We start from the raw sequence: 26111 nt of genomic DNA on the forward strand, positions 1-26111 counted from the left end.
ACCATGGCAAATGCGTATAAGCAAGCAGGCGTGAATATTGAAGCAGGCTATGAAGCGGTAGAGCGGATGAAAAAACATGTCCAAAAGACAGCCAGGGCAGGCGTCCTAGGCGGTTTGGGCGGATTTGGCGGCATGTTTGATCTATCCGCCTTACAATTAAAGGAGCCCGTTTTGGTGTCAGGCACCGATGGGGTTGGCACAAAATTGATGATTGCTTTTTGGATGGACCAGCATGATACGATTGGGATTGATGCCGTGGCGATGTGTGTCAATGACATTGTCGTCCAAGGAGCAGAGCCGTTGTTCTTTCTAGATTATATTGCTTGTGGAAAAGCTGTTCCTGAGAAAATAGAAGCAATTGTAAAGGGCATTGCGGATGGCTGTGAGCAAGCGGGCTGTGCACTGATTGGCGGAGAAACTGCTGAAATGCCGGGATTGTACAGTGAAAATGAGTACGACCTCGCTGGGTTTTCAGTAGGGGCTTCTGAGAAATCGCAGATTATTACGGGTGAACATATCGAATCCGGCGATGTCTTAATTGGCTTAGCTTCGAGTGGAATCCACAGTAATGGCTACTCTCTTGTCAGAAAAGTGTTTAATAATTGGTCATTGCTAGATTTCGTTGATGAACTTGGATGCACATTAGGGGAAGAGTTACTTAAGCCTACAAAAATTTATGTGAAACCAATTTTGTCAGCGTTGAAAAAGTTCCCCATTAAAGGAATGGCCCATATTACCGGTGGCGGTTTTATTGAAAACATTCCCCGCATGCTGCCTGAAGGTCTTGGAGCAGAGCTTGATGAAAAAAGCTGGGGAGTTCCACCTGTCTTTCAACTAATTTCTTCTCATGGACAAATCAGTTACCAAGAGATGTATAATATTTTTAACATGGGTATTGGAATGGTCATCGCTGTTGATCGAAACCATGCGGCAGGTTTGCTTCAGCATTTTAGAGAATGTGGGGAAACTGCCTACGAAATTGGCATGGTGACGGAGTCTGCTGGCGTCCACATCAAGAGGTCCGGTGGCTTGCAATGAAAAAAATAGCAGTGTTTGCCTCAGGGAACGGAAGTAATTTTCAAGCCATCATTGATTGTGTCCAAACCAGAGGACTTGAAGCAGATCTAGCCTTATTAGTTTGCGATAAGCCGGGGGCCCTTGCGATTGAGCGAGCGAGGGCTGCCAGAATCCCCAGCTTTGTTTTTAATGCGAAGGATTATGTCAGTAAGGAAAATTATGAGCAAGCTATTTTAGCACAATTAAAGATTTATGAGGTGGAATTCATTGTCCTTGCCGGATACATGCGATTGATTGGTTCGACCTTGCTAGAAGCCTATCAAGGCAGGATTATTAATATTCACCCATCGCTGCTTCCTGCTTTTCCTGGCAAAGATGCGATTGGCCAGGCGCTTGCGGCTAAGGCAAAGTGGAGTGGGGTAACCATTCATTTTGTGGATGAAGGAATGGATACAGGACCCGTTATTATCCAAGAACGAGTCGGATTGGATGAACAAGAAACAAGAGAAAGTCTGCAGCGGAAAATCCAGAAGATTGAGCACAAACTTTATCCAGAAGTCCTGCAAATGCTATTAACACGAGGAGATGTACTTGATGACAACAACAAAACGCGCACTTATTAGTGTTTCTGATAAAAATGGAATTACGGAGTTTGCAAAAGGCCTAGTCAACTTGGGCTATGAACTCATTTCTACGGGGGGCACGAAAAAGGCTCTTCAAAACCAGGGGATTCCTGTTTTAAGTGTAAGTGATGTGACCGGCTTTCCGGAGATTTTAGAGGGCCGTGTAAAAACATTAAATCCTTTTATCCATGGCGGCCTGCTTGCCAAGCATGACGATCCCCTGCACCAACAACAATTAGCGGAACATGAAATTCAGCCGATTCAGCTTGTCTGCGTCAATCTATATCCGTTCCAGCAAACGATTGAAAAGCCGGATGTAACCGTGGAAGATGCGATTGAAAATATCGACATCGGTGGACCGACCATGCTCCGGGCTTCTGCAAAAAATCATCAATATGTCACAGTTGTCGTCGATCCCGCTGATTATGATAAGGTGCTTGCAGAGTTAGCGGAGTCAGGTGAAACGACGCTTGAAACAAGAAGAAAATTAGCGGCTAAAGTGTTCCGCCATACAGCGGCCTATGATGCCTTGATTGCAGAATACATGACTAATCTTACCGGGGAAGAAAAACCTGAAAAGTTAACCGTTACATATGAATTAAAACAATCCTTACGATACGGGGAAAACCCGCATCAACAAGCTGCTTTTTATAAAAAGCCACTTGGTTCTGTTTTCTCGATTGCTTATGCCGAGCAGTTACATGGTAAAGAGCTTTCCTATAACAATATTAATGATGCTGATGCGGCACTCCAGATTGTGAGAGAATTTTCAGAACCAGCGGCAGTGGCCGTGAAGCATATGAATCCATGTGGTGTAGGTACTGGGAAAAATGTATACGAAGCTTTTACCAAGGCGTTTGCTGCTGACCCCGTGTCTATTTTTGGCGGCATTATTGCCTTTAACCAAGAAGTGGACGCAGAAACCGCAACAAAGCTACATGAAATATTCTTAGAAATTATTATTGCTCCATCTTTCTCGGAAGAAGCGTTAGCGATTCTAACTAGTAAAAAGAATTTGCGATTGCTCACCCTTTCGTTTGAAGCAGCGAAAAAAGCTGAATTGAAAATGACCACGATTCAAGGCGGTTTGTTAGTTCAGGAGCAAGACCGTTACACATTAGAGGATGCTGCCATTACGATTCCGACTAAGCGACAGCCAACAGAGGAAGAGTGGGAGGCGCTTAAACTTGGCTGGAGAGTGGTCAAGCATGTGAAGTCAAATGCCATCGTTGTTTCAGATAAAGACATGACACTTGGAATTGGGGCCGGTCAAATGAACCGTGTCGGTTCTGCTGAAATTGCTTTGAAACAAGCAGGAGAAAGGGCAAATGGTGCCGCCCTCGCTTCAGATGCATTCTTCCCTATGGATGATACAGTTGAAGCGGCTGCGAAAGCGGGAATTACCGCGATCATTCAGCCTGGTGGATCGATTAAAGATAAAGATTCGATAAAAAAAGCAGACGACTACGGGATTGCCATGGTATTTACGGGCGTAAGACACTTTAAACATTAAAACGAGGTGAAAGGGATGAAGGTACTAATCATTGGCCGCGGCGGGAGAGAGCATGCTATCTGCCGGAAGGTCTGCGAAAGCGCGCTAGTGGAAAAAGTATTTGTGGCACCTGGTAATGCTGGTATGACAGATGTGGCGGAGCTTATTTCACTTGAAGAATCACAGCACGACCAACTAATTCAATTTGCTAAAGATGAAAGGGTTGGCTTAACAATCATCGGTCCAGAAGTCCCTCTCCTTGAAGGGCTGGCGGATCAATTTGAGGCAGCAGGTTTGGCCGTGTTCGGTCCCCGTAAATCGGCCGCAGAGATTGAGGGCAGTAAATCTTTTGCAAAAGAATTAATGAAAAAGTATCAAATTCCTACGGCGGATTATGCCGTTTTCACCAATGTTGAGGATGCCCGCAGTTATATCGAAGAAAAAGGGGCACCCATTGTTATAAAAGCGGATGGCTTAGCAGCAGGCAAGGGTGTTACGGTGGCTATGACCATAGAGGAAGCACTTGCGAGTGTGGAAGAGATGCTTGTTGGTGCAAAATTTGGTGATGCCTCTTCCCGTGTGGTGATTGAAGAATTTTTAAGCGGTGAGGAATTCTCACTCATGGCGTTTGTGAATGGCGAAGTAGTCGTCCCCCTTGAGATTGCTCAAGATCATAAGCGTGCCTATGATGGTGATAACGGTCCTAATACAGGTGGAATGGGTGCTTATTCGCCGGTCCCACAAATCGGAGAAGAGACCATTCAGCTTGCTGTAGAGACAGTCCTTCTTCCAGCAGCAAAAGCAATGGTACAAGAGAATCGGAGCTTTTGCGGGATTTTATATGCAGGGTTGATTAAAACGGCGGTTGGGCCAAAAGTGATTGAATTTAATGCCCGCTTAGGCGACCCTGAAACACAGGTGATTTTGCCAAGGTTGAAATCTGATTTAGTAGAGGTTATCTTAGAGCTGTTGGATGGGAAGCAGCCTGAGTTAGTGTGGGATTCCCAGGCTATGGTCGGTGTCGTTGTAGCCGCAAAAGGGTATCCGGAGATTTACGAAAAAGGTGCCGTCTTGACGGGATTAACGGAGTTCTCTAAGGATGTATATACCTTTCATGCCGGAACCGTTAAAAATGAATCAGGTGAGTTTACCACAGCAGGCGGCCGGGTGCTGCTTGTTGCGGCCAAGGCAGAAACGCTCGGTGAGGCTCAAGAAAAAGTATATCAAGAGCTTGGAAACTTAACTTGTGATGGTGTCTTTTATCGGAAGGATATCGGGGCTAAGGGTATTCAAGCATTTGCAAGATTTTAAGAGAGGGTTCCTCTTGAGGACAAAATTTATTTGTAGAGGAAAGATTTGTCTTTAAGAACGTTTGTTGAGGACAGTACGAAGAGAATTCCGATGATATTTGTCTTTAAGAAGCCTTATTAAGGACAGCTCTGGGAGAAGAGCAGCGACTTTTGTCTTTAAGAGGCCTTATTGAGGACAGCTCTGGGAGAAATGCGATGATATTTGTCTTTAAGAAGCCTTATTAAGGACAGCTCTGAGAGAAGAGCAGCGACTTTTGTCTTTAAGAAGCTTCATTGAAGATAGTTCCAACAGAAATGCAGCGACTTTTGTCTTTAAGAAGCCTCATTGAAGACAGTTCCAACAGAAATGCAGCGACTTTTGTCTTTAAGAAGGCCTCATTGAAGACAGTTCCAACAGAAATGCAGCAACTTTTGTCTTTAAGAAGGCCTCATTGAAGACAGTTCCAACAGAAATGCAGCGACTTTTGTCTTTAAGAAGCCTCATTGAAGACAGTTCCAACAGAAATGCAGCAACTTTTGTCTTTAAGAAGCCTCATTGAAGACAGTTCCAACAGAAATGCAGCGACTTTTGTTTTTAAGAAGAGCTTTGTCCTCAAGAGTTACTCTTGAGGACATTTTTTATAAACCTCGAAGCTAGTCAACCTTTCAAGTCGGATTATAAGGCACTAACGAATCTTCATCCATGTTGGTGAGCCCTTCCATGCCATCCATTGATTCCATTGCATGATTATGCTCTTGGATCATATCCCCGAAACGCTCACATATTGCAGTGACAGGGCAATAGCGCACAATTCCCTCTGCAACTTTCATCGCACCACAAATGGCAGCAAACAAATAGGAATCTCGCCAGGGGTGCTTAACAAGTTTGGCTGTACTCCAAGCAAGAACAGTGAAGCCAAAGGTAATTCGTATTAAGGCGTTAATAATCCCAATGTTAGGTTTGATCATCAATTTGTTCACTCCTTCACAAATATTTAATAATTTTTACAAATACTTTACTGCTTTAATCAATAAAATATGATACCATAGTTACAACATTAATTTTGTAAGGGCTTTCTTTGCTGATAAATCAACTTGTTATTATATAGATAGTAATTAAAGGGAGGGACATGGTATGCTGGAACAACGCTACCGCTGGAAAAATAAACACTTACGCATGCATGTATCCGTATTAGATGGAAAGGCATCGCCAACCATTTTACTAAAAAATGCACAGTATTTAAATCCGACATTTCGTAAATTAATGAGAGCAAATATTTGGATTTATGAAGATCGGATAGTTTATGTTGGTGAAAATATGCCAACATTTATGGAAAATTGTGAAGTCATTGATTGTACAGATGAGATTCTTGTACCAGGTTATATAGAGCCACATGCACATCCATCTCAATTATATAATCCCCTGTCATTGGCTGCCTATGCATCCCAATTTGGCACCACCACTATTATGAATGACAGTTTGGCGCTCATTTTACATTTAGATAAAAAGGAAGCGTTTTCATTATTAGGGGAATTACGTTCCATCCCAACCACTATGTATTGGTGGTGCCGCTTTGATGGGCAAACAGAAATTTTGAATGAAGAAGAAATCTTTTCACATAGTAATGTTAAGTCTTGGCTTGAGCATGATGCTGTCCTGCAAGGAGGAGAATTAACGGGCTGGCCGCAGCTGCTTGATGGGGATGATATGATGCTCCATTGGATTCAAGAGGCAAAACGGATGCGCAAGCAGATCGAAGGGCATTTTCCTGGAGCCTCAGAAAAAACGTTAGCCAAAATGCTGCTGTTAGGGGCTGACTGTGATCATGAAGCAATGACAGGTGAAGAGGTTTATAAACGGCTGATGCAAGGCTATATGGTGTCATTACGCCATTCATCTATTCGGCCAGATTTGCCGCAGTTGTTAGATGACATCAAACGGTTGGGTATCGAGGCTTATGATCGATTCATGTTTAATACGGATGGTTCTTCGCCTACTTTTTATGAGCAGGGCATAAACGACCAAATGATTCGGATTGCCATTGAAAAAGGAGTGCCGCTGATAGATGCCTATAATATGGCAACCATCAATATTGCGAGGTATTACAATATTGACCATCTGCATGGTCAAATTGCTACGGGCCGAGTCGCTAATATTAATTTTTTATCAGACCTTGAAAATCCTACTCCCGTATCTGTTTTGGCCAAAGGGAAATGGGTAAAGCGAGCAGGCAAGAAAGTTGTTGAAGCCTATCAACAGCTGAACTGGGAGCAATATGGATTAAAGCCGCTCGAAATGAATTGGGATTTATCGATGGATGACTTACAATTTTCTATGCCATTCGGAATTAAAATGGAGAATTCAGTTCTCACCAAGCCATATTCCATCTCGATTGATGCCTCAGATGATGAATTATCGATGGACCATGATGAATGCTTTTTTACATTAGTTGATCGAAATGGTAAATGGAGAACCAATACACTCTTAAAAGGCTTTGCCACAACATTATCGGCAATGGCAAGTTCGTATTCGACAACCGGCGATATCATACTAATTGGGAAAAACAAACGCGACATGCTGAATGCTTTTAATAGAATGAAAGAAATAGGTGGAGGCATTGTCCTCATTGAGGATTCTCAGGTTATATGTGAACTTCCTTTACACTTAACGGGGATTATGTCAGATCTTCCGATTGAGAAATTAATAGAGTTAGAAAAAACTTTATTCGTAGAATTGAGAGAACGGGGCTATAAATTTTCTGATCCAATCTATAGTTTAGCTTTTTTCTCGGCAACCCATTTACCATATATTCGTATAACACAGCAAGGTATGTATGATGTTATGAACAAAACAGTACTCTTTCCGTCAATAATGCGTTAAACTGTAAATAAGTAATGAGTTAAAGTGTGAAAGTGTATAGTAATAATAAGTAAGGGATAATCAGGGGGTTCACTAATGAAAAAATGGGCTGTTGCAATAGCAGCTATCCTTTTACTACTCTCAGGGTGCAGCAGTAAAGAAACCGTAAAAGAACCGGTTAAGAAGGAGAAACCAGTTGTTACACCTGAAAAAGAAAAAGAGGATAAAGGTGTTGATCCTTATTTTTTTCCACTAACCGGTATTGGAACTGATACAAAGACAAATGACAGATCCATAGCAGTTATGGTTAATAACCATCCAAAAGCAAGACCGCAATCAGGTTTAAATAAGGCTGATATCGTGTATGAAATTCTCGCAGAGGGTGATATTACTCGCTTCCTTGCTGTATTTCAAAGTGAAAAGCCAACAAATATCGGGCCGGTTCGGAGTGCACGGGACTATTATATTGAGCTAGCGAAAGGATTTGATGCTCTTTATATTGCCCATGGATGGAGTGAAGAAGCGAAAAAGATGCTGGAAGGAAATTATGTCGACAACATAAATGGCATCGTTTATGATGGAACACTTTTTCAACGGTCAAAAGCGCGGAAAGCACCGCATAACTCCTATATTACGTATGAAAATATCTTAAAAGGTGCTAAACAAAAGAAGTATTCAATGGAAGGCAGCACGCCAAGTTTTACCTTTATGTCGGAAGAAGACAGAAAAAGCCTGACAGGGAACGAGGCTTCTTCGGTAAAAATCACGTATTCTAAAGGTGGAATATCTGATTCGATGCTCAAATACGACAGTGCCCTCGGAAAATATACTCGTTTTTCAGGAGGAGAACAATCGGTTGATTTAGATACAAAAGAACCTCTATTGATTGATAATATCTTTATCATCGAAGCGGTCCACAAAGTCATTGATTCAGTCGGACGAAGAGATATTGATCTCAAGTCGGGCGGAAAAGCCTATTTAATACAAATGGGTAAGGTAAACGAAGTCGAGTGGGAAAATCGAAATGGGGTCCTAGTCCCCATCAAGAATGGAGAATTGGTTCCGTTTGTACAGGGACGGACATGGGTAAATATCGTTCCAACCAACCCAGGAATGCAAACAAGTGTCTCTTTTAATGGAGAATAGCTAATTTAACTTGAAAAGGAGTAAAGTATATGCAAATAAATAAATTACGAGGCAAAGAACTCGACCAATTATTTCAAGCCATCTTATCACTAAAGGATTTAGAAGAATGCTACCGCTTTTTTGACGACTTATGTACGATTAATGAAATTCAATCGTTGTCACAGCGTTTAGACGTGGCGAGAATGCTTCGTGAAGGAAATACTTATCATAAAATCGAAACAGAAACAGGTGCAAGCACGGCAACCATTTCCCGCGTAAAACGCTGTTTGAATTTTGGCAACGATACGTATGAGATGGTACTTGAGCGCATAAAAAATGAAAACAGCACAACTGAAGAAGTTTAATCAAACCGGGGAGGATGACTCTTCCGGTTTTTTTATGGAGATAAGGATTTATAGGTGTTTGCTTTGGACATTGTCCAGCTCCAGCACCCTAGCGGCTAGTGTCCTTCGCTCTCCGCCCTACGATAAGTCAACATCGAATCGCCTCCGGCTCTTCGTGTTTCCTTTATCTCAGTTGGAGCGCTCCAGGCCATACGCCGCTGACCAGGGTGCTTCCGCATTTCATTATGGATAACATTTCTAGAATTAGAATGACTGTTTTGTTTTTAATCATTCCCTCAAATGCTATAATGGTGAAATGGAAAGAAAGAATGGGAGGATTCTTTTAGATGTATGATTTTCGCGAGTGGCGCCATGTGTTTAAACTCGATCCAAATAAAGAGATAAATGACGATCAACTGGAAAAAATTTGCGAATCAGGGACCGATGCGGTAATTGTAGGCGGAACAGACGGAGTAACCTTAGAGAATGTACTCGACCTAATGGCAAGAGTCCGCCGTTATACGATACCATGTGTGTTGGAAGTGTCTAGTATTGAGACCGTTACACCTGGATTTGACCTTTATTTTATCCCGACGATCTTAAATAGCAGTGATGCAAATTGGATTACCGGCCTCCATCATCAGGCCGTAAAGGAATTTGGGGAAATAATGAATTGGGAAGAGTTTTCGATGGAAGGTTACTGTATTCTAAATGGAGATTGTAAGGCAGCAAAGCTCACTTCTGCCAATGCGAACTTAACAATCGAAGATGTGAAGGCCTATGCAATGATGGCTGAAAAAATGTTTCAGCTTCCAATTTTTTATTTAGAGTATAGCGGGAAATTCGGGGACCCAGCCGTAGTCGCAGAAGTTAAAAAAACGCTCGAAAAAACAACCCTTTTCTATGGCGGCGGTATTTCGACAGTTGAACAAGCAGCGGAAATGGCCAAGCATGCTGATGTGATTGTGGTTGGCAATAGTATTTATGAGAATTTTGACCAGGCCTTGGAAACGGTAAAATCAGTTAGATAGAATTTGCTTCTGTATGATAAGAACGGTATTATAAAAATAAGAACAAATGTTTGTAAATGGTGGTGTATGAAGTGCAATTTTTAACAGATAAGCTTTTAAATGGACTTAATCCAGAACAACAAAGTGCCGTTAAAGCAACTGACGGTCCACTTCTGCTCATGGCAGGTGCCGGCAGTGGTAAAACAAGAGTATTAACACATCGTATTGCCTATTTAATTGTCGAAAAACGCGTAAATCCCTATAACATTCTAGCCATTACCTTTACAAATAAGGCGGCTAGAGAAATGAAAGAGCGGATCGGCAGAATGATGGGCGGGGCTGCCGAGGAAATCTGGATTTCCACTTTTCACTCCATGTGTGTGCGGATTTTACGCCGTGACATTGATCGACTTGGGTTTAATCGGAACTTTACCATTCTTGATACCGGCGATCAGCAATCCGTGATAAAAGGGATCCTCAAAGATAAAAATCTTGACCCGAAAAAGAATGACCCACGTGCTATTTTAGGCTCCATTAGTTCGGCTAAGAACGAACTCATTACCCCAGAAGAATATGAGAAGACAGCGGGCGGTTATTATGAACAGACTGTCAGTGATGTATACAAGGAATATCAAAAGCGTTTGCGGAAGAATCAGGCGCTCGATTTTGATGACCTCATTATGATGACAATTCAATTGTTCCAGCGGGTACCCGAAGTACTGGAATATTATCAGCGTAAGTTTCAATATATACACGTTGACGAGTATCAGGATACGAACCGCGCCCAGTATATGTTAGTCAAAATGCTGGCCAGCCGGTTCCGTAATCTTTGTGTCGTTGGGGATTCCGACCAGTCCATCTATAGGTGGCGCGGCGCGGATATTGCCAATATCCTTTCGTTTGAAAAGGACTACCCAAATGCAACGGTTATTCTCCTTGAACAAAATTACCGTTCAACCAAAAGAATTCTCCTTGCCGCGAATAAAGTGATTGAGAACAATTTAAATCGGAAGGCAAAAAATCTTTGGACGGAAAATCCTGAAGGAAACAAATTAGTTTATTATCGTGCCGATAGTGAGCAAGGCGAAGCCCAATTCGTGGCAGGTAAAATTAAAGAATTAACCCGTGAAAATAAGTACAAGCTTTCCGAAATTGCGATACTTTACCGGACAAATGCACAGTCCCGTGTAATGGAGGAAGTTTTACTTAAATCCAATATTGAATACGCCATCGTTGGCGGCACGAAGTTCTATGACAGAAAAGAAATTAAGGATATGCTGGCATATCTGCGGTTAATCTCAAATCCTGATGATGATATCAGTCTGCAGCGTGTCATTAATGTTCCAAAACGTGGGATAGGTTCTACTTCCATAGATAAAATAGCTAACTTTGCAGCGATTCATGATATGTCTATGTATCAAGCCTTAGAATCCGTGGAACTGTTGGGCCTAAGTCCAAAAACGACCAAAGCAGCAGCAGGATTTAGGGATTTAATTCATAATTATACGAATATGCAAGAATTTCTATCTGTTACGGAATTGGTGGAAGAAGTCCTTGAAAAGACTGGCTACCGGGAAATGCTTAAGGCTGAGAAGTCCATTGAAGCCCAAAGCCGGCTTGAAAACTTAGAGGAATTACTATCCGTAACGAAAAACTTTGAAGATTCCAGCGAAGATAAAACCTTAATTGCTTTCTTAACAGACTTGGCTCTAGTCGCTGATATTGACTCACTCGATGATGATGGGGAAAAGACAGATTCCATTACGCTTATGACCCTGCATTCAGCAAAAGGATTAGAATTTCCAGTCGTTTTCTTGATTGGCTTGGAAGAAGGGGTGTTTCCGCATAGCCGATCCCTTATGGAAGAAGCAGAGATGGAGGAAGAACGCCGTCTTGCCTATGTGGGAATTACAAGGGCGGAGCAAACGTTGTTCATAACAAATGCGCAAATGCGAACCTTATTTGGAAGAACTAATATGAACCCTGCTTCCAGATTTATTCGTGAGATACCAGAGGACCTTATTGAAACCGTTGAACCTGCAGAGCAGCGTATGAACACTTCATTTGGCTCTGGTTCAAGAACCTTTGGCTCAACATCAACAAGATCTTCATTTGGAACATCCCAAACTACATTTACTGCTCCAACTACACCGAGAAAACCAGTTATGCGCCCAGTTGCTGCAACAACTGGCGGCGATGAAATGGGTTGGAGGGTTGGCGATAAGGCCCAGCATGGTAAATGGGGAGTCGGCACCGTTGTCAGTGTAAAAGGACAGGGTGAAGGCACAGAGCTGGATATCGCCTTTCCTAGTCCAGTTGGAATCAAACGCTTATTGGCCAAATTCGCACCGATAACCAAAGCATAAGAGCGGTCGGAGATGACAGTGAAGATATTACCTTTAAGAAAGGGCTGGATATATGGATCTGCAAAATGCTGAGAGAAAAGTGGATGAAATAAGAAGCCTTTTAAATTTGTATGGCTATGAATATTATGTATTGGACAATCCATCAGTACCAGATGCTGAATATGATAAGTTAATGCAAGAGCTGGTACAGCTTGAGGAACAATTTCCAGAACTAAAAACGCCTGATTCACCTACTGTACGTGTGGGCGGTGCGGTGCTTGATTTGTTTGAAAAGGTTGAACACAGAATCCCGTTGTTAAGTTTGGGTAATGCGTTTAATGAACAAGACTTAAGAGATTTTGACCGCAGGGTTTGTCAAGCAGTAGGTGATAACTATTCGTATGTTTGTGAATTAAAGATTGATGGACTGGCTGTATCATTAAGATATGAAAATGGTTTATTTGTTCAAGGGGCAACCCGTGGAGATGGTACGATTGGCGAGGATATCACTGCTAATCTGAAAACCATCAAAGCAATTCCACTGCGCTTACGAGAGAATGTCTCCATTGAAGTCCGCGGTGAGGCTTATATGCCAAAACGCTCGTTTGAAGCATTGAACAAAGCAAGAGAAGAGCGCGGTGAGGAGTTATTTGCCAACCCTAGAAATGCAGCGGCCGGATCACTTCGGCAGCTTGATCCAAAAATCGCAGCATCGAGAAGGCTGGATGTCTTTTTATATGGAATTGGTGACATAGGTGAAAGTGGTGTGGTTTCGCATAGCGAAGGTCTCGATTACCTAGACCGGCTTGGCTTTAAAACAAATAAAGAGCGAAGAAAAGCCCAATCCATCGAAGAAGTCATTGAGTTTGTGAACGGTTGGGTTGAAAAACGCCCCCATCTGCCATATGAAATTGATGGCATTGTGATTAAAGTGGACTCGCTAGAACAGCAGGCCGAACTTGGCACAACAGCCAAAAGTCCGCGCTGGGCCATTGCCTACAAATTTCCAGCTGAAGAAGTAGTGACAACCCTGCTGGATATCGAATTAAGTGTCGGCAGAACGGGTGTGATTACGCCAACAGCACTTCTGACACCTGTGAAAGTGGCAGGAACAACAGTACAGCGGGCCTCTTTACACAATGAAGATTTAATACGTGAAAAAGACATAAAAATTGGCGATAAAGTGGTCGTAAAAAAAGCTGGCGATATCATTCCAGAGGTAGTCAATGTTCTGGCTGATCAACGAACTGGCAATGAAGTGGACTTCTATATGCCAACTCATTGTCCGGAATGTGAAAGTGAACTTGTCCGTCTGGAAGGGGAAGTAGCCTTACGCTGTATTAATCCAAAATGTCCTGCGCAGATTCGTGAAGGCTTGATACACTTTGTCTCCCGTGATGCCATGAATATTGATGGACTTGGAGAAAAGGTTATCAGCCAACTTTTTGCGGAAAAGTTAATTGGTGATGTGGCTGATATTTATAAACTTACCTATGAACAACTTATCGCTCTTGAAAGAATGGGTGAAAAATCAGTCACGAACCTTCTAAAAGCGATCGAAGCATCTAAGGGAAACTCCTTAGAAAAGCTATTATTCGGATTAGGGATTCGCCATGTTGGAGCCAAGGCCGCTAAAATTTTGGCCCAGCATTTTGGGACAATGGATCAATTAGCTAAGGCTTCGAAAGAGGAGTTAATCACCATTAATGAAATTGGCGATAAAATGGCTGACTCGATTGTTTCCTTCTTTGAGCAAGAAGAAGCAGCTGAACTCCTTCATGAACTTGTTGCAGTTGGAGTAAATATGGAATATAAAGGGGCTAGACCTGTTTCGGCAGAAGAATCCGACAGCATATTTGCTGGAAAAACGGTCGTTTTGACCGGTAAACTAGAACAACTTTCGCGAAATGAAGCGAAAGAAAAGATTGAGGCGCTTGGCGGAAATGTGGCCGGCAGTGTCAGTAAAAAAACACATCTCGTCATTGCAGGAGAAGATGCGGGTTCCAAGTTAACGAAGGCACAAGAACTGGGAATTGAAGTATGGGACGAGGAGAAACTTTTAGTAGAATTAAATAAATAAGAGGTGGAACGACGTGAGAAAGCTCTCATTGCTCGCTCTCTCCCTTGTCTTTTTGCTTAGTGCCTGTGCACCAAACTTTCAAAAGCAAAATGAAACGGTCCAAACAAAGGAGAAAGCAACAGGGAAGGCGATTATTCCTAAATATAATATCTCGGACAAATATTACCGGACCATCCTGCCATTTAAACCAGGGGAAGCACGCGGGCTGGTCGTCAACAATATCAATACAAGATATGATTTGAACGAATTTGAAATGGGCTTAATGAGAATTGCACAGAATAGTTTTGATACAGAAAAGTATTTTTTCCAAGAAGGTCAGGAAATTAAATCAAAGACGATTAAACAGTGGTTAAACCGTAAATATACAGATGCGCAGCTAAAGGAAAAAGACGTGAAGCCGGAAGATAATATTGGATTAAATCCTGTAAATACAGCTCCTGAAGGCGATGATCCATCCACACCTATCTATTTGGCCCATATTTTAGAACATGACTACTTAACAAAAGATGATAAGGGAAATGTAACTCTCGGTGGTGTGACGATTGGTCTGGCCCTGAATTCAATTTATTATTACAAGTTAGAAGCTGGCGGAGATACGTTTGAGAAAAAGATTCCTTTTGCAGAGATGGAGCAGGAAGGCAAGAAAATGGCTGAAGAAGTGATCAAACGTGCCCGTAATATCAAGAGTTTAAGTGACGTTCCCATTACGATTGCTTTATTTGAACAAGAAAGCAAATCATCAGTGGTGCCGGGCCGATTTGTCACGTATACAACCGTTGATAAAGGCAGCTCCAATTTAAATGATTGGAAAAAGGTAGACGAAAAATACTACTTATTTCCGTCAACTGATGCACAAAATGATCATCGTGATGATTCAATCGCCTTTCTCAACTTTAAGCAGGATGTGGAAGAATATTTTCCAAATTATAACGGTGTGATTGGCAGGGCCTTTTATATTGGTGATCAGCTACAGGATTTAAATATTACTATTCCAATCCAATTCTATGGAAAAACAGAAGGGATTGGATTTACACAATATGTCACAGGCCTCGTAATGGAACATTTTCCTGAGTACCTCTCGGTTTCGGTAAGTGTAACATCTGTGGATGGACCTGAGGCATTGATTGTTAAAAAGGCTAATGATACAGAACCGTTTGTTCATATTTATCAATAAGATCTGGCAGTGATGCCAGGTCTTTTTTTTAGTCCGCATGAAAGTTTTGATAACAGGATAGTAATTACTTTACTGATGATTTCGGTATGTTAATAACAAACGGAACGGTTATAATCTTCCCTTCAATTTTAAATTGCCCCCAAATTTTATAAACGCCCTCTTTAGGAAAAATAGTCATAAAGACAACCTTCGGCCCATTTCCATCTGTTGCCATCGGATGGATGTGTAAGTACTTTTTTGCATCAGCACTAATCGCAACAGTATGGCCCATTGCACCTAAATAAGGCTGGAAATTTTTAATAGGCTTGTTTGTGGCGGCATCCTTAATGGTGAACGTCAAATGGACAACCTTTCTTGTCAATAGACGGTCAAAGGAGAGTGACACCATTTTTCCATCGACTACTTTTTTAAGTGTTTGATCTGGAACAAGAGGTACTGACTTCGCCGTCTCGCCTTCAACATGCTGCCAATGAGTTTCTAAACTACTATCCCCACCGCCCTTTGGGGTAAAGTCAGAGAATAGTTTGTAGTCTCCACCTGCTGGGAAGGCGGTGGTTATATGAAATATACCGTTTCCTTTATATTTTGGGTGAATATGAGAAAAATAAGATAAATCTTTACTAACAATAAGTAAATGCATTTTTTTCTCATGAACCGTTTCAAAGGACTTGATGGGTTGATTAGATTTATTTTTTACTAAAATGGAAATCGGAATTTGCTCGTTTGCGAGAGGGTTGGATGGGATTGTCCATTCTGCATTTGTCGGTACCACATTTGTTGGTGCAGCACTCATTTTATGATCCATAGTTGATTTTGGGACTTTTATTGAATTACAAGCAGATAGAAACAATAAGCAGCACAAGAGTATCAACAGAATAAAGTGTTTCAAAGGACATTCTCCTTTCAAAGCATGGCTCATTTCTTAACTCTACATTACCTAATTTGACCAATGCAAGAATTATGTGTAAATTATCTTACCTCCATGCTAATATGATTAAGAAAGCAAGAAGAAATGGAAACATTTTTCAAAAGAAATTCGTCATGTATATAGAAGTACTTTTTAAATTGAAATAGGGTCCATCGACCTAATAAACAAAAAGTTATCCATGGAGGAATAATGCCTTTGATCCCATTATATTTGTTCCATGTTACTGCAGTAGCGCACAGTGAAAGTCTGCTTTGGACCTTTTTAACCTGCAACGTTTTTGTGGTTGCGTCAGGTATTTCGTTTATGTATAAGCTTTTTACGCAAAAAAAGGTTCGAAATACGGGAATCGTCTTTGGAATTGCTTTAGCCATTAATTATATTCTAATTGCTATTTTTGGTGATCCATTTGACCTGTTAGGGTAAGGAAAGCAAACTACTCTGAATAAAGGTTAAAACATATTGAGAGGAGATGAAGTATGAAATATTACCGTTTATGGGTCATTGCCTTTTTATTAAAATTTATTGGGTCTGCTTGGGATGCATCCTATCACTTTAAATATTTATTTGAAGAGTACTCGATTCCCCATATCGTCAATACCCTTGGTTTTGCATTAGGAGGTGTTTTGTTAATACAGGAGTGGCGCCGTTCCCAATATATGGACGGATTTTCACGAAATCTGATTACAATCGGCTATGTATTATTCCTAATTGGAATTCCATTAGATTTTACTTATCATATTGCGTACGGAATTGATTTAACCACTTGGAGTCCGACCCATTTTATTTATTATATTGGGACGGGGATTATGATCTTTGGAGTTTGGCGCGGCTATTTTCTATATACTAGAGATGTTCAGCCGACTTGGAAGTCGATGCATACGTGGTACGCGATGTTTCTCCTCGAATGCTTAATGTTTCCGAACATGCAGCAGGAGAATGGAGCGATTTCCTATGATCAGTACATTCATGGAAAATCGATTGCCTCACAGGAGATTCTCGAATTAATCTCGGATCCCGCATCGCAAATTTTCGGTGGCATTCCGGAATATGTTTATCCAATTTATACTGTACTAATGGTAACTTTGCTTACAGCGATAACCATTCGAATCTGTCGAGATTATACGATTCCGGTGATGGGTGCAGTCCTTTACATTTTACTGCGATTTATTGGTAAAGCCGTTTTCGCTGCGGTAGGGTATCCAACTTCCTATGTCCCGATGACACTGATATTCATCCCGATCGTTTTCTTCTTGTTTAGAAAAACCAACTGGCTGTCTGGGCTGATTGGCAGCATAGCCTATTTCCTTGCCATCATGGCCATCCATAAGTCAGGCTGGCTCATCACCCCGCCATTAGAATGGTGGGAGCTCATCCCAGTTGCTATCGTTGGCACATTTGCGCCAGTCCTTAACGCACTAATCAAACCCAAACCAGCCATTAAAAACACTAAACAACCTGCATAACGTAAAAAGGGTGCCTGACACCCTTTTTTATTTTGTCTAGCTTCAGCGCCCTAGCGGCTAGTGTCCTTCGCTCTCCGCCCTACGATAAGTCAACATCGAATCGCCTCCGGCTCTTCGTGTTTCCTTTATCTCAGTTGGAGTGCTCCAGGCCATACGCCGCTGACCAGGGCGCTTAGGCTTTTCGTTTTTGACAATATTGTGAATGTGTTCACATTGTTATTGTGGATGTGACGAACTTCACAAACATATCCTCCGCTAAGTTTTACAATCTAAATATAGAGAAAACCTTATTAAACCTTTAATTATGTCAATCAATATATAGGAGCGATCACATATGAAAAAATTAGTGATGATTGGGAACGGAATGGCTGGCGTGAGGACGATTGAAGAGGTACTTAAACTGGCACCAGGCCAATTTGAGATAACCATCTTTGGACAAGAGCCCTATCCAAACTACAACCGTATTAAGCTATCTAATATTCTCCAAGGTGACACAAAATTTGATGAGATTATTATTAATCCAATTGATTGGTACAAAGAAAACGGAATTCAATTATTTACGGATGAATCGATTGAAAGAATTGATGTGGAAGCGAAACGTGTCATCAGCGACCAAGGTCGTGAAGTTGAGTATGATGAGTTAATCATTGCAACCGGATCAAATTCTTTTATTCTTCCCATTCCTGGTGCAGACAAAATAGGCGTAACAGGGTTTCGTGATATTAAAGATTGTGAAATGATGATCAAGTCAGCACAGCAATATAAAAAGGCAATCGTCATTGGCGGCGGGCTCTTAGGTCTTGAGGCAGCAAGAGGCTTGCTAAACTTAGGGATGAAGGTGGATGTCGTTCACCTAATGCCGCATCTCATGGAACGCCAGTTGGATCCAATTGCTTCCTCACTGCTTAAAACAGAATTAGAATCTCAAGGTATGAACTTTTTAATGGAGAAGGAAACCGTCGGAATCCTTGGGGATGAACGCGTCACAGGTTTGCGTTTTAAAGACGGTTCAGAAGTCAAAGCCGATCTAGTAGTCATGGCGATTGGGATTAAGTCCAACACAATCGTGGCTAAAAACAGTGGCATCTATGTCAATCGTGGAATTGTTGTCAATGATTTTATGGAAACGAGTGTTCCTCACGTTTACGCGGTCGGCGAGTGTGCTGAACATAGAGAAATTGTGTATGGCTTAGTGGCACCATTGTACGAGCAAGGTAAAGTTCTCGCTGCTCGTATTAGTGGATTAGTAGGAGAACCTTATCAAGGTTCGGTTACGGGAACACAATTGAAAGTGGCGGGTGTTGACCTTTTTTCTGCAGGAGAAATTTTTGAAGATGGTACAACCAAATCCATTATGATTTACAATGAATATGAAGGGGTCTACAAACGGGTTCTGACAAGAAATAACATGATTGTTGGGATTGTCCTTTATGGTGATACAAAAGACAGCACCCGCTTATATCGGATGTTGACGAAAAAAGAAGATATCAGCGGCGTTTCCATTTTTCATACGGAATGCACGGGAGAAAGCGGCAGTGACGATATTGCCTCCATGCCGGATGATGAATTGATTTGTGGTTGTAATGGCGTGACAAAAGGGGCAATTGTTGAAGCGATTCAAACACAAGGGCTAACCACTCTTGATCAAGTCAGCCATTGCACCAATGCAGGACGCTCCTGCGGACGCTGCAAACCAATGGTGAGCAATATTCTTGGCTATACACTAGGGGATCTATTTGATGCGGCTGCTGCCCAAAAGACAAGTATTTGCGGCTGTACGACCTTAAGCCGGGAAGAATTGGTGGCAGAAATTAAGGCTAAGGGTTTAACCAGTGTGAAAGAGGTCATGAACGTCCTGGAGTGGAACCATGAAGAAGGCTGTACGAAATGCCGTCCAGCTATCAACTATTACCTTGGCATGATTTACATGGATGAATATAAAGATGACCGCGATTCCCGTCTCGTTAACGAAAAAATGCATGCGAATATCCAAAAAGACGGAACGTACTCAGTGGTTCCAAGAATGTATGGCGGTGTTACAACAGCAGCTGATTTGAAAAAAATAGCCGAAGTAGCTGAAAAATACAATGTTCCATTAGTAAAATTAACAGGTGGACAGAGAATTGGCCTCTTTGGAGTCAAGAAAGAGGACCTGCCAGGCATGTGGGAAGAGCTTGATATGCCATCAGGTTATGCATATGGAAAAACCTTGCGCACGGTGAAAACATGTGTCGGTGCCCAATTCTGCCGTTACGGCACGCAGGATTCGATGGCACTTGGCATTCAGCTTGAAAAGAAATTTGAACGCCTGGATACTCCACATAAAGTAAAAATGGGCGTATCGGCCTGTCCAAGAAACTGCTCTGAAGCAGGCATTAAAGATATTGGTTTCGTCGGCATTGATGGCGGCTGGGAGATTTACGTTGCCGGTAATGGCGGTGTCGATCTTCGCCCTGGCGATTTACTATGTACGGTGAAAACCGAAGAGGATGTCATGGAAATGACCGGTGCTTATCTGCAATACTACCGGGAAACAGCCAATTATTTGGAGCGTACCTCTAAATGGGTAGTACGAATGGGTCTCGAGCATGTGAAGGAAGTGCTGGCCGACGAGAATACACGTAAAGCATTGAATGAGCGGATGAATCAAACTTTGAAAAAATACATTGAGCCATGGAATGAAGCCATTGAAAAAGAAGAAATTAAAGATAAATATTATACTAGACACACCATCACAGTTGGGAGTGAACTAAAATGATAGAAACGATTACCCGTATACCTGTGGCACACTATACCAATGTTAAAGAACGAGCCGGCTATTCTATTAAAATTGATGACAAAGACATAGTCCTTTTTAAGCGATCAACTGGTGAGGTATATGCACTAGAAAACCACAGCCCTCACCCAAAAGGAGGAGTCCTTTCTGAAGGACTTATCAGCGGCGAATATGTATATTGTCCCGTTTATGACTGGAAAATTTCATTAGTAGATGGTATGGTACAAGCACCAGACGAAGGTCATGTAAAGACGTATGCTGTAGAAGTGAAAGACGATATTATTTTTATTATTCTATAATCGGACAACACTGGAAGGATGGCTTCACGATGAAAACAGGAAAAGTATTTTTAGTAGGAGCAGGGCCGGGAGACGTAGGGTTGATCACAGTTAAGGGCATGGAAGCTATTAAACAAGCCGAAGTCATCCTTTATGACAGGCTGGCCAATCCCAAACTATTAGAATATGCCGGAAGCAATTGTGAGCTGATCTATTGCGGGAAATTGCCGGACCGTCATATCTTGCGCCAAGAAAATATCAACGATTTATTGGTAGAAAAGGCGTTATTGGGTAAAGTAGTCATCCGCCTAAAAGGCGGCGATCCTGGTGTTTTTGGCCGAGTTGGTGAGGAAGCAGCAGCCCTGGCTGAGTACCAAATTCCCTTTGAAATTGTTCCTGGCATTTCATCGGGGATTGCCGCGCCTCTTTATGCCGGAATTCCTGTCACTCACCGTGAACATGCCGAATCCTTTGCAGTGGTCACCGCCCATGACAAGTCACAAGAAGGTAAGCCGCTCCTGGATTGGCAAGGCCTTGCCCGCGGCGTCGATACGATTGCCTTTTACATGGGGGTTGCGAATTTACCGTATATTTGCGAAAATCTCGTCAAACATGGAAAGCCTGCGTCCACCCCGGTCATTTTAATTCAATGGGGTACGTTTGGCCGGCAAAAAACATTACAAGGTACTCTAGCTGATATATCCGAGAAGGTTATAGAGGCGAAGTTCAGCAATCCCTCGATCATTTTAGTAGGTGAAGTGATTTCTCTTCGTGAAAAAATCAGCTGGTTCGAGAAGAAGCCGTTATATGGCCGGCAAATTCTGTTAGCCCGCACAAGTGAAGGCCTTAGTGAATTGGCGAAGGGGTTAATGACACAGGGGGCGGATGTGATTGAATTTCCAAAGTGGAAAAAAACAATCCTCCCGGTAGACCTAGCAAAAGTATCAACCTATGAAAAGATTCTATTTACTTCACCAGAAAGTGTGGTTGAATTTTTCGCTGCTGTGAGTGAAAAGGGGATCGATATTCGAAAAATTAACGCCGATTTCTTCGGAATCTCTAGTAAAACCATCAAAGTTTTACGGGAACGTGGCTTCATCGCTGCGATGGCGATGGACCTGCCAGACTCCGAGAGTTTGCTCCTTGTCGGTGACGATCGTCTATTAGAGAATAATTATCAGTTTGCAGAGATGTTGGTGACAAGCAAGCGGGAAGTTGACCAATCATTTTTGCCTATTTTTCAAAGAATGATGGAGGAAGCTGATGTAAATACACTCATATTTCCAAGCAGCGCTTCGGTTGTACCGTTTATAAACGCCTTAGCACAGTGTAATTTAGACGCCGTAGAGTTTGCCCGGAATTTACAGGTAATTGGAATGGGGAAACAAACACTCGCTGCTGCAGCAAAATCCGGGATTCGCACTATTGAAATGCCGGAAAACCCAACAAGAGAGGCTTTAATCAACTATTTAGCTGGAAACTCTATAAATGAAATATAAAATGGAGGTGGAATATGAGCGGAAATTATCCAATTATGTTACAGCTTGAAGGGAAAAAGGTAGTGGTCATTGGCGGCGGCAAGGTTGCTGAACGGAAGGTAAACGGCCTCCTTAGCACTGGAGCGTCTATATCGGTTGTTAGTCCAGAGGCCACAGCTGCCCTTCAAAGACTGTCACAGGATGGCGAAATTCAGTGGCTTCAGAAACCTTTTTCCGAAGGAGACATACAGGAGGCTTTCATGGTTTTTGCTGCAACCAACGACACAGAGATTAATCATGCGGTAAAATCATCAGCAGCACCACATCAGCTGGTGTCGATTGCCGATGACCCTGTTGGCTCAAATTTCCACCTCCCCGCCCATTTTAAGCGCGGCCGTTTGAGCATTACAATTTCAACTGGAGGGGCAAGCCCAAAGCTTGCTCAGACGATTTGCAAGCAGTTAGAGCAACAATTTGATGAAAAGTATGAGGACTACCTTGATTTTCTCTTTACAACAAGGCAATGGATTCTAAAAGAGGTAAAAGACACTTCTTTAAAAAGCAAGTTATTAACAGCTATTGTCAGTCATGAATTTCTGAACAGCCAAACGCGAGCTGAAGATTTTTGGCGTTTATATGATGAGATTATGTAAAAGCGGATGCCTTTTTAGGGTATCCGTTTTTTGTATAGGTAATAATTCCTATGTGGAGAAAGTTAGTAATAACAAGGGGTTTACTGTGAATGAAAATAAAACTGATTTAGTGGACAGGATATTTTTACCTATTTTATAAAAATTTTCAGAAAAGTGGTTCCTTTTTTAAGAAGTGTGTTATATAATACAAAACGTAGATAAGTTCTGTATTATAACAAAGAGGTGATCTAGTTCATGTCAACGCAAACGACAGGTATTGAAGTGGTTGGGGCTTTGAAAGCCCAGTATGATGAGATTTTAACACCCGAGGCATTAAATTTGATTGAAGAATTAGAACAAAAGTTCGGGCAGCGGAGAGTAGAACTGTTACAGTACAGGGGGAAACGCCAGGAGGAAATCAATACTGGCAAACTTCCAGATTTTCTGACTGAAACGAAGCATATTCGTAATGGGGATTGGACGGTGGCGCCGCTGCCAAAGGACCTTCAAGATCGCCGGGTCGAAATCACAGGACCAACAGACCGGAAAATGGTCATTAATGCATTGAACTCAGGGGCAAAATTATTCATGGCAGACTTTGAGGATGCCACTTCACCGACATGGGAGAGTATTATCGAAGGACAAATCAACTTAAGAGATGCTATCAATCGAACGATTTCCTACGAAAACGCGAATGGCAAAAAATATGTACTAAATGATGAAACGGCGGTTCTCATAGTGAGACCACGTGGACTACACCTTGAAGAAAAACATGTTCATTTAAATGGCAAGCCTATCTCGGGAAGCTTTTTCGATTTTGGAGTGTACTTTTTCCATAATGTGAACACACTGCTGGCAAATGGCTCAGGTCCTTATTTTTACCTGCCAAAGCTTGAAAGCCATTTAGAAGCACGGCTTTGGAATGATGTATTTGTTTATACACAGGAAAAACTCGGAATTCCACAAGGAACCATCAAAGCAACGGTGCTAATTGAAACGATTCTCGCATCGTTTGAGATGGATGAGATTCTGTATGAGTTAAAGGAGCACTCAGCCGGTCTAAACTGCGGCCGTTGGGATTATATCTTCAGCTATATCAAAAAGCTGCGTAACCAAAAAGATGTGATTTTACCGGATCGCTCTCAAGTCACGATGACATCTCCGTTTATGCGATCTTACTCGTTATTATGTATCCAAACCTGTCATCGCCGTAAAGCACCAGCGATGGGTGGGATGGCAGCGCAAATTCCAGTCAAAAACAACCCTCAGGCCAATGAGGAGGCCTTCGCAAAGGTCCGTGCCGATAAAGAGCGTGAGGCTCGGGACGGGCACGATGGTACATGGGTAGCACATCCTGGATTAGTGCCAGTAGCATTGGAAGTATTCAATCGAGAAATGCCAGCACCGAATCAAATTCATACAGCAAAACAGCAAAAAATTACGATTACTGCCCAAGACTTGCTGGAGGTACCGGGCGGCACAATTACAGAAGAGGGCGTCCGCACCAACATTAACGTAGGCATTCAATATGTGGCCTCTTGGTTAGACGGCAGAGGGGCAGCGCCAATCCATAACTTAATGGAGGATGCGGCGACAGCGGAAATTTCACGAGCCCAGCTGTGGCAATGGATTCGTCATCCAAAAGGAATTTTAAACGACGGGCGAAAAGTAACCGCCGAAATGTATGAGAAATTAAAGGATGAGGAATTGGAAAAAATCAAACAGGAAATCGGGGCGGAACGCTATGAATCAGGCCGGTTTGCTGAAGCCGTTCAACTGTTCGATCAGTTAATCCTAAATGATGAATTTATCGATTTTTTAACCTTGCCTGGATATAAACAGTTGTAAGTTTTTACTAGTAAAAAATAAATCTAATAGATTAATAGGAGGAATATTAAAATGACAGATTCTAGAGTAGCGCAATTACAAGAAAACTGGGAAATGGATAGCCGTTGGAAAGGGATTACAAGACCGTATACGGCTGAGGATGTCATCAAGCTGCGCGGTTCGATTGATATTGAACATACATTAGCTCGTAAAGGTTCGGAAAAGCTTTGGAAGCTTTTAAACGAAGAGGATTACATTAATGCCCTTGGAGCGCTAACCGGTAATCAGGCTGTTCAGCAAGTCAAAGCAGGTCTGAAAGCCATTTACTTAAGCGGCTGGCAGGTAGCAGCCGATGCCAACCTTTCTGGGCATATGTACCCAGACCAAAGCTTATACCCAGCTAACAGTGTACCAAGTGTTGTCAAACGGATTAACCAAGCGCTGCAACGGGCTGACCAAATTACCCATTCAGAAGGTGACGATTCAATCGACTGGTTCGCACCGATTGTGGCCGATGCTGAGGCCGGCTTTGGCGGACAGCTAAACTGCTTCGAATTAATGAAGGGGATGATTGAAGCCGGTGCTTCAGGCGTTCACTTCGAGGACCAACTTTCGTCTGAGAAAAAATGCGGTCACCTAGGTGGTAAAGTATTACTGCCAACCCAAACTGCTGTTCGAAACTTGATTGCTGCCCGCTTAGCTGCCGACGTAATGGGTGTCTCAACTGTATTAGTGGCGCGTACTGATGCTAACGCTGCTGATTTAATTACAAGCGATATCGATATGAATGATGCGCCGTTTATTACAGGAGAAAGGACAGGTGAGGGGTTCTTCCGTGTTAAGGCTGGGATTGATCAAGCAATTGCTCGCGGATTAGCGTATGCACCATATGCCGACCTTATTTGGTGTGAAACGTCCGAGCCCAATATTGACGAAGCAAGACAATTTGCTGAAGCAATCCATGAGCAATTCCCTGGCAAACTATTAGCCTATAATTGTTCACCATCATTCAACTGGAAAAAGAAACTTGACCAAGAGACGATTGCCAATTTCCAAGAAGAGCTAGGCAAAATGGGATACAAATTCCAGTTCGTTACACTTGCTGGTTTCCATGCACTGAACCATGGCATGTTCGAGCTTGCCCGCGGCTATAAAGAGCGCGGTATGGCAGCATACTCAGAACTACAGCAAGCTGAATTCGACAGCGAACAATACGGTTACACAGCAACCCGTCACCAACGTGAGGTAGGTACAGGTTACTTTGACCAAGTTTCCATGGTCATTACAGGCGGTACTTCTTCCACAACAGCCCTAAAGGGGTCTACAGAAGAAGCACAGTTTACTGGTTCAACAAAAGAATAAGACAACGT

The 26111-nt window shown here is 42.3% G+C and carries 21 protein-coding genes; 19 read left to right on the forward strand and 2 right to left on the reverse strand.

Annotated elements, in window-relative coordinates; all coding sequences use genetic code 11:
- Positions 1-3 precede the first annotated feature (3 nt).
- From purM to purD, 4 genes are read left to right on the forward strand one after another with little or no spacing between them, the layout of a single operon-like run.
- Positions 4-1038: a phosphoribosylformylglycinamidine cyclo-ligase gene (purM, locus tag AC4E8C_RS01995; RefSeq protein ID WP_490209837.1), complete on the forward strand. Its 1035-nt coding sequence runs from the start codon at positions 4-6 to the stop codon at positions 1036-1038.
- On the forward strand, positions 1035-1640 hold the full coding sequence (gene purN / locus AC4E8C_RS02000) for a phosphoribosylglycinamide formyltransferase (RefSeq protein WP_490209839.1): 606 nt from the start codon (positions 1035-1037) through the stop codon (positions 1638-1640). The genes purM and purN overlap by 4 nt, the downstream gene beginning before the upstream one ends.
- Positions 1612-3153, forward strand: coding sequence for a bifunctional phosphoribosylaminoimidazolecarboxamide formyltransferase/IMP cyclohydrolase (purH, locus tag AC4E8C_RS02005; protein WP_490209840.1), 1542 nt, complete (start codon positions 1612-1614; stop codon positions 3151-3153). The genes purN and purH overlap by 29 nt, the downstream gene beginning before the upstream one ends.
- Positions 3154-3168: 15 nt before the next feature.
- Entirely contained in the window at positions 3169-4443 is a 1275-nt protein-coding gene (gene purD / locus AC4E8C_RS02010) for a phosphoribosylamine--glycine ligase (protein WP_490209841.1), read from the forward strand.
- A 644-nt stretch (positions 4444-5087) separates the two neighbouring features.
- Here the strand turns inward: purD and AC4E8C_RS02015 are convergent.
- The gene (locus AC4E8C_RS02015; RefSeq protein WP_490209843.1) at positions 5088-5393 is read right to left on the reverse strand and encodes a YgaP family membrane protein; all 306 of its coding nucleotides are present in this window, start codon (positions 5391-5393) and stop codon (positions 5088-5090) included.
- Between the two features lie 163 nt (positions 5394-5556).
- On the opposite strand from AC4E8C_RS02015, the gene AC4E8C_RS02020 reads away from it, so the two are divergent.
- The 7 genes from AC4E8C_RS02020 to AC4E8C_RS02050 all read left to right on the forward strand — a co-directional run bounded on the left by AC4E8C_RS02020 (position 5557) and on the right by AC4E8C_RS02050 (position 15359).
- Positions 5557-7302 (forward strand): adenine deaminase C-terminal domain-containing protein, encoded by a 1746-nt coding sequence (locus AC4E8C_RS02020; RefSeq protein ID WP_490209844.1) that lies wholly within the window; start codon positions 5557-5559, stop codon positions 7300-7302.
- A gap of 75 nt (positions 7303-7377) precedes the next feature.
- A complete protein-coding gene (locus AC4E8C_RS02025) occupies positions 7378-8427 on the forward strand; it encodes a DUF3048 domain-containing protein (protein WP_490209846.1) in 1050 nt (349 codons plus the stop codon).
- A gap of 29 nt (positions 8428-8456) precedes the next feature.
- A complete protein-coding gene (locus tag AC4E8C_RS02030) occupies positions 8457-8771 on the forward strand; it encodes a YerC/YecD family TrpR-related protein (protein WP_490209848.1) in 315 nt (104 codons plus the stop codon).
- Between the two features lie 326 nt (positions 8772-9097).
- Positions 9098-9781, forward strand: coding sequence for a heptaprenylglyceryl phosphate synthase (pcrB, locus tag AC4E8C_RS02035; protein ID WP_490209849.1), 684 nt, complete (start codon positions 9098-9100; stop codon positions 9779-9781).
- Positions 9782-9852: 71 nt separating this feature from the next.
- Positions 9853-12126 (forward strand): DNA helicase PcrA, encoded by a 2274-nt coding sequence (gene pcrA / locus AC4E8C_RS02040; RefSeq protein WP_490209851.1) that lies wholly within the window; start codon positions 9853-9855, stop codon positions 12124-12126.
- Positions 12127-12178: 52 nt separating this feature from the next.
- The gene (gene ligA / locus AC4E8C_RS02045) at positions 12179-14185 is read left to right on the forward strand and encodes an NAD-dependent DNA ligase LigA (RefSeq protein WP_490209852.1); all 2007 of its coding nucleotides are present in this window, start codon (positions 12179-12181) and stop codon (positions 14183-14185) included.
- Between the two features lie 13 nt (positions 14186-14198).
- Positions 14199-15359, forward strand: coding sequence for a CamS family sex pheromone protein (locus tag AC4E8C_RS02050; protein ID WP_490209853.1), 1161 nt, complete (start codon positions 14199-14201; stop codon positions 15357-15359).
- Between the two features lie 64 nt (positions 15360-15423).
- Here the strand turns inward: AC4E8C_RS02050 and AC4E8C_RS02055 are convergent, their stop codons facing one another.
- The gene (locus AC4E8C_RS02055; protein ID WP_490209854.1) at positions 15424-16248 is read right to left on the reverse strand and encodes a DUF8832 domain-containing protein; all 825 of its coding nucleotides are present in this window, start codon (positions 16246-16248) and stop codon (positions 15424-15426) included.
- Positions 16249-16476: 228 nt separating this feature from the next.
- Between AC4E8C_RS02055 and AC4E8C_RS02060 the strand changes: the two genes are divergently transcribed.
- The 8 genes from AC4E8C_RS02060 to aceA all read left to right on the forward strand — a co-directional run bounded on the left by AC4E8C_RS02060 (position 16477) and on the right by aceA (position 26103).
- Positions 16477-16710, forward strand: coding sequence for a hypothetical protein (locus AC4E8C_RS02060; RefSeq protein ID WP_490209856.1), 234 nt, complete (start codon positions 16477-16479; stop codon positions 16708-16710).
- A gap of 53 nt (positions 16711-16763) precedes the next feature.
- Entirely contained in the window at positions 16764-17750 is a 987-nt protein-coding gene (locus AC4E8C_RS02065; protein WP_490209858.1) for a hypothetical protein, read from the forward strand.
- Positions 17751-18084: 334 nt separating this feature from the next.
- Positions 18085-20508, forward strand: a complete 2424-nt coding sequence (nirB, locus tag AC4E8C_RS02070; protein ID WP_490209859.1) for a nitrite reductase large subunit NirB — start codon at positions 18085-18087, stop codon at positions 20506-20508.
- Positions 20505-20825 (forward strand): nitrite reductase small subunit NirD, encoded by a 321-nt coding sequence (gene nirD, locus AC4E8C_RS02075; protein ID WP_490209861.1) that lies wholly within the window; start codon positions 20505-20507, stop codon positions 20823-20825. Before nirB ends, nirD begins: the two co-directional genes overlap by 4 nt.
- A gap of 29 nt (positions 20826-20854) precedes the next feature.
- Positions 20855-22303, forward strand: a complete 1449-nt coding sequence (gene cobA / locus AC4E8C_RS02080) for a uroporphyrinogen-III C-methyltransferase (RefSeq protein WP_490209863.1) — start codon at positions 20855-20857, stop codon at positions 22301-22303.
- Positions 22304-22317: 14 nt separating this feature from the next.
- Complete coding sequence (locus AC4E8C_RS02085; RefSeq protein ID WP_490209865.1) at positions 22318-22935, forward strand: NAD(P)-binding protein; 618 nt, start codon at positions 22318-22320, stop codon at positions 22933-22935.
- Between the two features lie 234 nt (positions 22936-23169).
- Positions 23170-24762, forward strand: a complete 1593-nt coding sequence (gene aceB, locus AC4E8C_RS02090) for a malate synthase A (protein WP_490209867.1) — start codon at positions 23170-23172, stop codon at positions 24760-24762.
- A 51-nt stretch (positions 24763-24813) separates the two neighbouring features.
- Positions 24814-26103 (forward strand): isocitrate lyase, encoded by a 1290-nt coding sequence (gene aceA / locus AC4E8C_RS02095; protein WP_490209868.1) that lies wholly within the window; start codon positions 24814-24816, stop codon positions 26101-26103.
- The last annotated feature ends 8 nt before the right edge of the window (positions 26104-26111 follow it).

This window comes from Neobacillus sp. SRL179 (assembly GCF_984799095.1).